We start from the raw sequence: 10,722 nt of genomic DNA, 5'->3' as shown, positions 1-10,722 counted from the left end.
CGCCGCCGCGACTCAGCACCAGACCCCAGCAGCGGGTACCAGGGCCGGGTCGCCGGGCCGAGCAGCGCCACCGCCACCAGCACCAACCCCAGCGCGTACGCCGGGCCGAGTCGCCGCCGATGCCACCACACGGCGACCGCCACGGCGAGTACGGCGGCCCCGCCCAGTGCCAGGCAGAGCCGCATCGGAGTGTCGCCCAGGTGCAGACCGAGCCGCCCGGTCGCGCGCGACGCCACCCGACCCAGTGCGCTGGAGATCGACCAGCTGTGCCGGTACACCGGGGTGCCGAGGGCGCCGACCCACCCGTACCCGATGCCGGTTGCCCAGCTGACCGCGGCGGCGGTGCCCGCCGCGAACCCGGCGGTGCGCGCCACCGAGGCCGGCAGCCCGCGGTGGCGCGCGGCGAGCGAGACGACCACCAGCAGCCCCACCACCGCCGGGACCTTGACCAGCGCGGCGAGGGTGACCAGCACGGTGGCCGCGCCGTAGCGGTGCTCGAAGGCGAGGCTCAGCCCGGCCACCAGCAGTCCCAGCATCACCGCCTCATTGTGCGCGCCGGCGACGAGGTGCAGGGGTACGAGCGGATTGAGCACGCCCAGCCAGAGCGCGGCGGCCGGATCGACGCCACAGTGCCGGGCCAGCCGGGGCAGGTACGCCACCAGCAGCGCCACCCCGGCCACCGCCACCAGCCGCAGCCCGAACACACCGGGCACCACCGTGCCGCCCGTGACGCCACTGACCGCCGCCGCCGCCGCGAGGAACACCGGCCCGTACGGCGCGGGGGTCTGCTGCCACATCTGTGGCACCTCGCCGGCCAGCGCACCACCCAACTGGGCCACCCCGTGCCGGTACACGTCGAGGTCGGCGAGGACCATCGCGCCCTGTGCCAGGTAGCTGTACGCGTCCCGGCTGAACAGCGGCGGCGTCACCAGCAACGGCCCCGCCCAACAGGCCAGGGTGGACGCGGCGTGCCGAACGGTCAGCCGGGTGCCGGGCAGCCGCCGGCCGGCCCACCACCAGGCGGCGACCAGCAGGGTCAGCCCGGCGTACCCGCAGAGCAGTCCCGGCCCGGCGAGCTGCCGCAGCGCGCTCCACCAGGCGGTGTGCGCGCCGACGGGCAGCGCGCCGGCGGCCAGGCCGGCGCAGGCCAGCAACCCGGCACCGACGCCGCCGAGCAGCCGGTACGCGACGACGGTCGGCAGTGTGCGCACCCGGGCAGGATGTCGTCCCCGGCTGACCGGCGGCCGACCGCGAGTCGATCAGCAGGCAACGGCGTGGTGTCGTGCCGGCGGGGCCGGTCCTGCCGGCGGGGCCGGTCCTGCCGGCGGGCCGGTTGTGCTGACGGGCCGGTCTGGCTGGGGGTTGCGTCCCGGCCGGTCGGTGTCCCGGGCGGGCCGGGAACGGCGTGGCTACGGGCATATCGGGCACTGGTTGTTAGCGTGGGAGGCGGATCCGTGACCGTGGAGGGGTGCCATGACGGACGCCCCCGACGGGAGGCCGAGACCCGCGGACCAGTGGCGCCACCGGGGCATCCGCGGGCTGATCATCGCCCGCGACGTGAGTGTCCGCGGCTGGCGGTGGTGGGCGCGCAGCTGGGATCGGATGGTCGCGGCGCTCCAGGACGAGGCGCCGGTCGGGGCCGGTGCCGCGCCGTCACCGTCCGGCCCGCTCGTCGAACAACGCGACGCGCCCCGACTGATCGCCGTGCCGGCCCGGGGCTACGTGTACTCGTTCTACATCCGCGCCACGTTCGCCTGGTCGTCGCCGGCGAGCCTGCGGTCCGAGGTGCTGAGCTGGTACGTGCAGTACTTCCAGGCCAACGCCATCCAGCGGCTGACCCGCCTCGCCGCCGACGCCGCCCGGAACCTGCCGCCGCACCGGGCCGGGGACCTGGAGGTGGCGTTGCAGCAGGCGCTGGGCGAGGATCCCCTGTGGCACTACCAGCGGGGCGACATCACCATCACCTGCCGCCCCGACGCCGCCGTCCGCCTCGACGAGCGGATCATGCCGGCCCTGCAACCGCACGTCGACCGCCTGGTGCAGCTGGAATACCAGTTCGACGAACAGATCCGCAAGGCCCGCTACGCCGAGCAGCTGAGCCGACGCTGGGTGGCCCTGCTCAGTGACGACGCCGACGACCAGGAGATCGCCGACGCCCGCGACCAGCTCCTCACCGCCCAACGCGAAGCCACCCGATGGATCACCGACCTCCTACAACGGCACACCGGAAGCACAGCTGACCCGCCACCCACCCCGCCGATCCCACCGCAGACCCACCCTTCGCGCTCACATGATGGTGGGTGAACGCCTGTTGCGGCGCGATCGGCGTCAGGAGCCCGCCACTGCCCGCTGCGGGACCAACTCAGTTCGGCCTCGCCGTCAGTTGAGCGGCAAGCCGGTCGACGGCACGTTCGGCACTGCCGATAGCGCCCTCCACGAAAGGGCCACCCAGGTAGTCGCCCGCGAAGACCACCCGGCCATCCATCGTGGTGTGCCGCTCGAACTCCCGCAGCCGCAGGAAATAGCCCGGGTCGAACTCGGGAAGCGCCTCCGACCAGCGGAAGACTTGACAGAACCGGAGTTGCCCCGGCCCAACCGTCACGCCGGCGGCCCGCTGCAACTCACTGGCGACGACGTCGTCCGTCTGCGCGGACAGGCGGCGGGCGACCGGACCACCGGCGTGGACTTTGATGACGCTGGTGGACAGGGGTTGCTCGCCCCGCATTGATGTCGTCGTCATCGCGGCCAGCACCCCCTCCTCGCGCGACGGATAGAGAACGGCGCTGTTCCTCGCCGACCCGTCGTTTCGCACACCGAGAATCGCGGACACCGACGAGGAGTACCGAACCTGGTCAAGAAATGCCCGCCGGTCACCCAGTTCGTCGCCGAACAGTTTCCCGACCCCGGTGGCGGGAATCGCGCACACCACACCGTCGGCCTCGAACTCCGTCACCGCGCCGCCGCGGTCCCTAGCCCGCACGACGCAGCCGCCCGGCCCTCCCGAGATCGAGACCACGTCCCTACCCAGCAGGACCTCGGCGCGACCAGCCGCCCGCTCCACCAACTCGCTGTACCCGTCGCGCAGCGTGTACATCCCGCGCAGCATCATCGCCGCCTTGATCAGAACGGGCACCACCGCTGCCGAGGTCCGCTCCGGCGACCAGTAGAGGAAACTGTTGAGCGCCGGCTGGAACACGTAATCCAGCAGCTCGCGCCCAGGTCCCTGGCGGAACAGTTCAGCCACCGACCCCCGATCGAGCACCGCCGCCTGGACGATGTCACCCGGGTCGAGCTGCCGCCAGTGCCTGAGCATGCGCAGCGTCTCCGCCACGAGTCGTCCCTTGGCCCCTGGAGAGAGTAGTTGGGCACCGATCGCCGTCCGGACGGATCGCAGATCATGCGGGCGGCCGTCCCGGACGATGAACACCTCGTTGGCCAACTCGGCCTTCTTACCGGACAGGCCCACCTCGTCAATCAGCTTCAGGGTCCGAGGATAGAAGTTCGTGAAGAAGTGGGCGCCCGCCTCGTAGTGACTGTCATCGGCCCGTTCGCTACGTATCCGACCACCGAGCCGGTCGGCCCGCTCCAGGAGCGTGACGGCGAAACCCTTTTCGGTGAGCCGGTAGGCGGCAGCAGCGCCGGCAGGACCGCCACCGACAACCAGGACCTTGGTGTCGCTCAACGCAAGTCCTCCAAGCCGAGCAGACCGGGCAGCCAGCAGATCACCAGAATGTGCAAGGCCCGCCTTATGGTGGGGGGAGTTGGGGTGGAGTCCATCCGGGCGGCTATCGCCACGCTCGGCAGGACAGCACCGCCGACAACCAGCAGCAAGTATGACAATCCAGCTGGCGTGACCACCAGCGGCAACGCCGCCACGATCGCGAACACCCCGACCGTGAGTCGGTAGATCCGAGTGGTCACCCGTGCTCCCCACTCGGTCGCCACTGTGGAGAAGCCGGCGTGCCGGTCCCCCTCGATGTCCCGCAGCGTCTTCAGGACCTCGTAGGAGAACATGAACACGATCAGCACCACCGCGGCCACCGCGGCGGACCTGAGCTCTCCGCCGGCCACCACGGCCCCCAGCACGACAGGCGTGCCGGCGAGTACGGCGACGTAGCCGTTGGCGACGAGCGGGAGACGCTTCACGCCGAAGGAGTACCCGACCGAGAGCACCATGATCGCGACGATCAGGCCCCGGGCCGTACCGGAGGGTGCCAGGGCCACCGCCCCGGCGGCGGCCCCCGAGGCGAACCAGCTCGCCGCCCTCGGGCTGACCACGCCGGTGACGAGCGGGCGCTCCGGACGATTCAGTCGGTCCGCCCTGACGTCGCACACGTCATTGACCACGTTCGCCACGGTGGTCACCAGGGCCATCGACGTCGCCGCCGCGACCACCGACCGATGCATCAGCGCGGCTCCGCCGCCGCCGAGGTACGCCCCCATCAGCACCTGGACGGCGTTCGCGGCCACCGGGCTCGGGCGGACCAGCTTGAGGTAACCCACCAGCTCTTCGTTCATCGCTCTGCGGTCGGGTCGGGCCGACAGTGGTGGAGGCCCGTCGCCACCAACAGGCCGCGCCGGTACCAGGGGTTCGCCAGCAGCGGAGCGGCCATCACCGCCATTCCGAGGAGCACCAGTCCCACACCGCGTCCCGAACCCGCCATGGCGACGGCGGGTAGGTAGCCGAGCACGAGCTGCGCGGCGCCGAGATGCTGCCGCGTTCCCGCGGGCAGGCCCGGTCGCAGTGCCCGGGCAAGGACCACGGCTGCGGCCAACGCCACGACAGGCGCCAGGACAGCAGGGAGGAGACGGGTGCCGAACGGGGCTCCCGAACGCGCCAGTCGGAGCAACGGCATCGTGGCCAGGAGCACCAGCACCGTCTGCAGCGACATCGCGTACCGGCGCAACACGCGCGGGATCGACACCTCGGCTGGCGCTCCCCGCGCTCCGGTGAGGACCGCCAGGGTACGAGCACCGTGCCGCCGGTCGTTCTCCACATCCCGGATCCCGCCGTGGATACCGTTGACCAACATCAGATAGATCGTCGCGTACGCCGCGGTCAGCCAGGTGGCGAACGTCGGGCCCCCGGCCACCGTCGCGCCGTACGAGACGACCGCCGCGCCGCCCAGCCCTTGGAGCAGGTCGGTGAGCACCGGCCAGCGGCACCGCTTGCCAGTGAAGTCGTAGCCGACGAGCGCCGCCGCGGCGATGTAGAGCGTCGCCATCCGGCCGGGCTCCACCCGGAAGAGCAGGAGGTCGAGCGCAACGCTCAGCGTCAGTGCGGCGACGGCGACCGCTGTCGCCACGGCCATCGGCAGTGCGCCGGTGACCATCGGGAAGCTCGACCGACGCGGGTCGGTGCGGTCGATGTGGCGATCCGCCACATCGTTGAGCAGGTAGACAGCCAGGTGCAGCAGGGTGCCCACCACCAGGAGGCCCCCGAGGCCAGCGGCCGGCGGGACATGCCCTTCCGCGCTGAACGCACCCAGCAGCAGCGCCGCGAGTACCACTCCGACCAGCGACATCCGGGTTGCCTCGGCGAGCCGTTGACCCTCAGCGCGCCAACGATTCATCGTCGTCCTCGGCGGCGAATCGGAGCAGCTCGTAGTCGTGCACCCGGAGCAGATTGAGCAGGCCGGACGGCCTGGCGAAGTATTCACCCGGCAACCGGGCATGGCCCACGTTGAGCAGCGCGGGAATCAACAGGCCGTCGCGCATCACCGGGTGTCGGACGGCTTGGTTGACCGCGTTGTTGAAATGGCCGATGCGGTCGAAGTGCCGCCGGGTGCGCCCAACATCGACGATCTGCCGGACAGCCTGCGCCAGATCTTCCCGTCCGGTCTCGATGAGGAAGAGGTCCACACTGCGCGGGTACACACCCGCGACGATGCCCAGCGACGACACCACCTCCCGGTCAATCGCCTCGCGCCTGACGGCGGTCGCCTGCGCCATCGCCGCGAGACTGGTGTGCGGGTGGTAGAGGGCGAGCAACCCGAGGGAACTGACGACGCTCGTCGCCAGGGTGTCATTCCCGTCCTGAACAGCGGAGGCGAGCACGCTCGCGCCAAGCGCCTGCGGCAGGTTCTGCCTCCCCGTGGCGAGTCCGTGGGGCAGCAGGAAGATGTTGAAGGCTTCCAGAACGCCCTCGTCGCGGGTGGCGATTACCTGCCGGTCAGCCTCCCACAGGTGTTCGGTCATCTCGCGGGTGTAGGCAAGCCAGTCATCGGTCGTGGGCACCAGCGTGGTGAGCCCGATCAGCCGCCAGAGGCGTCCACGGGCGGACAACTGGTCGAACGGAGCCCGGTCCAACCGGCGCAGTCGTGGCAGGTCGCGTCGTGCGTGCGTGCCGACGATCAACGCGCCGAGCATTCTCAGCACCACGATCGGCGAGTTGAGCAGGTGCACGACGTCCAGGGCGCCGGTGCTGAGATCGCCGTCGCGCTCGAGCAGTGCGACGCCCCGCAGGAAGGCCTGACGATCGGACGCGTCGGCATCGAAGAACGCCTGCGGGTCTTGAAGGTCGCTGAGCAGCATCGCCTCCAGCACCCGGTCGGACAGTGAGTTCGCCGTCGAGATTCGCTGGAGGGCACGCTGCACCACCGGCCCGTTGATCCGATCGAGGTGCAGGCGACGGACCAGAAGTTCCTTCCAGAGATCGTTCAGCATCACCGCCAGCTGCCGGTCATGGCATTGGTTCGTGTAGAGCGCGATCGTCGCGTCCATCAGGAAACGCAGCGCGCGAAGCGCCTTGATCGGCGACCACAGGCTCACCGAGGACGCCAGGTCCCGCAGGAACCCACTGACCGTGTCGTGCTCGCCGTTTGACCATCGGACGTACGCCGTGAAGGCTGCCCTCTTGCGGATGTCCTCGCCCGACGACAGGGCAATCCACCGAAACAGCCGGCCGGCTCGGTAACCGATGGCGTTGGCCGCGTTGAGGCCCACTCGCCCGGTGTCAGGGTCTGGCTGTCGCAGCAGCTCGATGATGACGTTCTGCGCCGTAGCCGCCTCCCGGGCGTGAAACTCCGCCAACACTCCGACAGCCGCTGCCCGCAACGTCCGGTCGCCGGACCGGATCATGGCGTGAACAAACTGTTCCGACATGCCGAAGTCGCCCACTGTCAGGGCCAGCCGGACGGCGATCTGGAAGGCGCGGGCTGTCTGCTCGGACGACCCGAGGCGAGCCCGCTGCGCGGCGGGAAGATCCGATGCCAACAGGAGGTCCCGCAACACCGTGCGGGCGAGCGGCCCCGGGGACGTCTTCGCCAGGGCGAGGTGGGTCGCGATGTGGCGCAGACCGTATCCGTCACACCGCAGCCACGACCCGGTCGCCCCGGTGTGCCTGTCGAGGTAGCTACGCGCGATGGTCAGGTGGAATTCGGCTCCGTCGACGAAATACGGGTTGGGCCGTCTGTCGTCAAGCAGCGGGACCAGGAGAAACTCGGCCATGGAGAGGTGGAAGAAGCGCAGCACCGGCACACCGGCGACGACCTCGAGGTCGACGATCTGCTGCAGGTCATCCACGCACGCCCGAACCCGCGCCTCTGACCAGCCGGTCAGGTCCGCGGCGACGGTGACCTCCATCGGCTCCTGAGCGACGGCCAACACACCCAGGAGTGGGAGGTACTGCTCCAGCCAGGTGGCCGCGGTGCCGTAGCCGGATCGCACCGGCAGCAGCCGGTCCAGGTAGGAACGGTAGAGGTTCGGCAGACCCTTCGGCAGGTCCACGGCACGTGGTGAGAAGCCCGCGTCGATCTCGTCGAACCACAGTCGCGCGTACTGGAAGTTGCCTTCCGCGGCGTTGATCACCTCCCGGGGAGTCAGCTGGTTCTCTGTCAGGGCGCCCGTCCGCACCGCCCGGCTCGCGCGAAACTCGATATAACGGGTCAGGTCACTGCGGTGCCGATGCGCCACTTCCTTGCCGGAGAGGTCGACCGTTGTGGTGTTGCCGAAGCTTTCGAGGGCGTCGCGTACCCGCCTGTCCCGCTTGGAGGAGGCAAATACCTTCACCGTCGGGGGAAGGTCACGCAGCCCCTCGATGAGACCCAGAATTGACGGGCTGCCATCGCCGATCGCCTCGTCCAACCCATCCACCATCAGGACCACCTGCGGAGCGGGCGCCGAAGCGCAGAGCACCCGCAGCGGCTCCTTGACCGCGATGCCGAAGCCCTCCGCGGTGCTGAGGCCCGCGAGCCACAGGTGCTGGGTGCGGATGCCGACCACGCTCCCCTGGTTGTTCTCCACCGCGATGCGCACGTCGATCGACCCGGGCAGCATCCGTTGCGCCGCCGCCGCGAACGCGGAATCACGAGCGGCGAACTGGGTCGCGACGAGCTGCGTGAACACCCGAGGATCGGTGCTGGCACCGTCCCATCGACGGCTGCAGAAGTGCACCGCCCACCACGCCCGTCGGATACGGTCCAGCCGCTCCGCGTCGGCGGCCTGCTCCGGTGGCGCTCCCGCGCCAGCGAGCCAGGCGCAGATCATCGACTTTCCTGTTCCGGGATCACCGGTCAACAGGTACAGCCGGCTCTCCGGCTCATCGAGCCAGCGGCTGACACCCTCCAGCAGCCAGGTCCGCCCGACATACGACTCGGCGTCGTCGCGAAGCCGCCGTGGAATCCCGGTTGGCCCGCCTGTCCAGGGCGCTCCTGTGGGTGCCACGTAGGTCAACTCGCCGGTGGTCGTTCAACGTCGACGCCCACCACCTCACCGCCAGGGGCCACCGACCTGACCCGCGCGTGGCCAGAAACGGCGCGGGAATCCGCAACCCGGAGCCGGACTGCCGCGGCGTATCCCGCCACCTCGTCAATGTCGACTCTGCCGTGGATCAGCACGCCGGAGCGTGGTTCCTCCACGAAGGACAGGTCGCGGTCGTAGGCGTATTCGAGTACCCGCCGAACGGCATCCGCCACGGCGACCAGTTCCCGATCGCTCGGCTCGACTGGTAGCTGACCACGCACGTAAGGATCCAAGAAGCGGGCGAGGTCACCCAGCACCGCGAGCGTTGCCGCGGGGAGCTCCCGAGCGGGCCGACCTGGGTCGAGTGGCCGCCTGAGCAGGCCGTGGCCCGGCTGCTCCGCATCCTGGGAGCCCGCCTCGGCCGCCCTGGACGCACGACGACCTTCAAGAACCTGGTTCGCCTGCTCGTACAGAAACTTCACGCCCTCGGCGAGCACGAGCCCACCGATCAGCCCCAAGGTAAGGGGTTCAGCCATGCCGGACCGACTCCTCAACAGAGATCTCAGCCGATGTGTGCCCCCACCTTAGAAGCCCGGGATCGCGCTGAACAACCACCTACCGCAGCCGGGGTGTGACGGAACGTTTACCGGTGGACCGCTGATTGGGCGGTGCGCGGTGCCGACCCAGACGCCCGGTAGCGCATCTCGTCGTCGCCCGATCGTCGACGATGTCTCGCACCCGTGAGGTGGAGGATTCCCGTCAACCGCCGTGCCACATCGGGGCGCCGCGGTTGACGGTGCGCACGCGCCAGCGCGGCCACGACGGTCAGCGATCCCCACTTCCACCCCCGACGCCGCACCGCACGATTGTGGTCGACCGGCGCCCGTCAGCACACCCCCGCCCGCCGTCTGCGTCGGCCTCAGCTCGGGACGTCGCGGTGGCGGAAGGCCGCCGCGCCGGCCACCAGGAGCAGCGCGGCCACAGTGGTCAGCACGACCAACGGCAGCGCCGCCGGGTCCGTCGCGGGCACGGACGGCACATGGGTGTACGGCGACAGGTCGAGCGCGGCCTGCGGCAGCTCCAGCACCGCCCCGAGTTGCCCGAGGAGCAGGAAGACCAGCAGCGCCGTCCAGGACAGCACGACCGACCAGCGGGGCAGCAGTCCGAAGAGGGCGGTGACCACTCCGGCCACCACGAGCAGGGCGGGCAGTCGCAGCAGCGCGGCACCGCCCAGCGCGACGGTCTGGCCGAGCGGGTCGCCGGTGACGAGGCCGTACCCGAGCCCGGTGGTCAGGCCGGCGAGCAGCAGCAGGGCGGCCGCGCCGAGCGTCGCGGCGAGCACCTGGGTGCCGAGCCACCGGGTCCGGCTGACCGCGGTGGCGAGGGCGGCTTCCAGCACGCCGTCGGCTTCGTCGCCGCGAACCCGCAGCAGGGCCTGCACCACGTACGCGCCGAGGGTCAGAGCGAAGAGGCCGAGCATCGCCGACAGGTACGCGTCGATCAGGTTGGCGCCGCCGCCCATCGCGTTTATCGCCTCGGCGGCGGCCGGGTTCTGCTCGATCATGGCGTTGAACTCGTCGCCGGCGACGCCCATGGCGAGGCCGAAGACGGCCACCCCGACCGCCCAGCCGAGCAGCGTGCCGCGTTGCGTGCGCCAGGCCAGCCCGGCGGGGCTGAGCAGCCGTGGCGTCCCGGTCGCCGGTCCGCGTCGGGGGGCGATCAGCCCGGCGCCGATGTCGCGTCGCTCGGCGAGGGCGTACGCCACGGCCACCCCGAGGAGCAGCAGCGCGACGGGCAGGGCGAGCACCCACCAGCGGTCGCCGGCGAAGGCGCGCACCTGGTTGCCCCAGCCGAGCGGGGAGATCCAGGACGGCCAGGCGCTGCGCACCTGGGTGCCGTCGGCGCTCTGCTCGCCGAGCATGTCGCCGGCGGCGCGCAGCACGAAGAAGAGCCCGACGGCGGCGGCGGAGAGCGCGTTGGCGCCGCGTGCGGTGACGGAGAGGCTGGCGGTGGACCGCGGCGACCGCCGTGGCAGGCGAT

Annotated in this window: 7 protein-coding genes and 1 pseudogene; 1 reads left to right on the top strand and 7 read right to left on the bottom strand. The window is 70.8% G+C overall.

The window, feature by feature from the left end; genetic code table 11:
- The coding region (gene mptB / locus JM949_RS28695) for a polyprenol phosphomannose-dependent alpha 1,6 mannosyltransferase MptB (RefSeq protein WP_203151302.1) at positions 1–1,211 on the bottom strand (1,211 nt) is incomplete at its 3' end.
- A gap of 262 nt (positions 1,212–1,473) precedes the next feature.
- Here mptB and JM949_RS28690 point away from each other — a divergent pair.
- Positions 1,474–2,304 carry a hypothetical protein gene (locus JM949_RS28690; RefSeq protein WP_203151301.1) on the top strand — a complete coding sequence of 277 codons (831 nt, stop codon included), beginning with the start codon at positions 1,474–1,476 and terminating at the stop codon, positions 2,302–2,304.
- 58 nt (positions 2,305–2,362) lie between these two features.
- On the opposite strand, the gene JM949_RS28685 is transcribed toward JM949_RS28690, so the two are convergent.
- The 6 genes and pseudogenes from JM949_RS28685 to JM949_RS28660 all read right to left on the bottom strand — a co-directional run.
- Positions 2,363–3,682, bottom strand: a complete 1,320-nt coding sequence (locus JM949_RS28685; protein ID WP_203151300.1) for a protoporphyrinogen/coproporphyrinogen oxidase — start codon at positions 3,680–3,682, stop codon at positions 2,363–2,365.
- Positions 3,679–4,518: a UbiA family prenyltransferase gene (locus JM949_RS28680; protein ID WP_203151299.1), complete on the bottom strand. Its 840-nt coding sequence runs from the start codon at positions 4,516–4,518 to the stop codon at positions 3,679–3,681. The genes JM949_RS28685 and JM949_RS28680 overlap by 4 nt, the downstream gene beginning before the upstream one ends.
- Complete coding sequence (locus JM949_RS28675; RefSeq protein ID WP_203151298.1) at positions 4,515–5,573, bottom strand: UbiA family prenyltransferase; 1,059 nt, start codon at positions 5,571–5,573, stop codon at positions 4,515–4,517. The genes JM949_RS28680 and JM949_RS28675 overlap by 4 nt, the downstream gene beginning before the upstream one ends.
- Entirely contained in the window at positions 5,554–8,085 is a 2,532-nt protein-coding gene (locus JM949_RS28670; protein ID WP_203151297.1) for a hypothetical protein, read from the bottom strand. The genes JM949_RS28675 and JM949_RS28670 overlap by 20 nt, the downstream gene beginning before the upstream one ends.
- A gap of 584 nt (positions 8,086–8,669) precedes the next feature.
- Entirely contained in the window at positions 8,670–9,218 is a 549-nt protein-coding gene (locus JM949_RS28665; protein WP_203151296.1) for a hypothetical protein, read from the bottom strand.
- 383 nt (positions 9,219–9,601) lie between these two features.
- Positions 9,602–10,722, bottom strand: a pseudogene (locus JM949_RS28660) (anibiotic ABC transporter); the annotation flags it as partial.

Source organism: Micromonospora tarensis (assembly GCF_016803395.1).
Classification (GTDB): domain Bacteria; phylum Actinomycetota; class Actinomycetes; order Mycobacteriales; family Micromonosporaceae; genus Micromonospora; species Micromonospora tarensis.
Note: the sequence above shows the minus strand (reverse complement) of the source record. Positions and strands in the feature narration are given on the sequence as shown.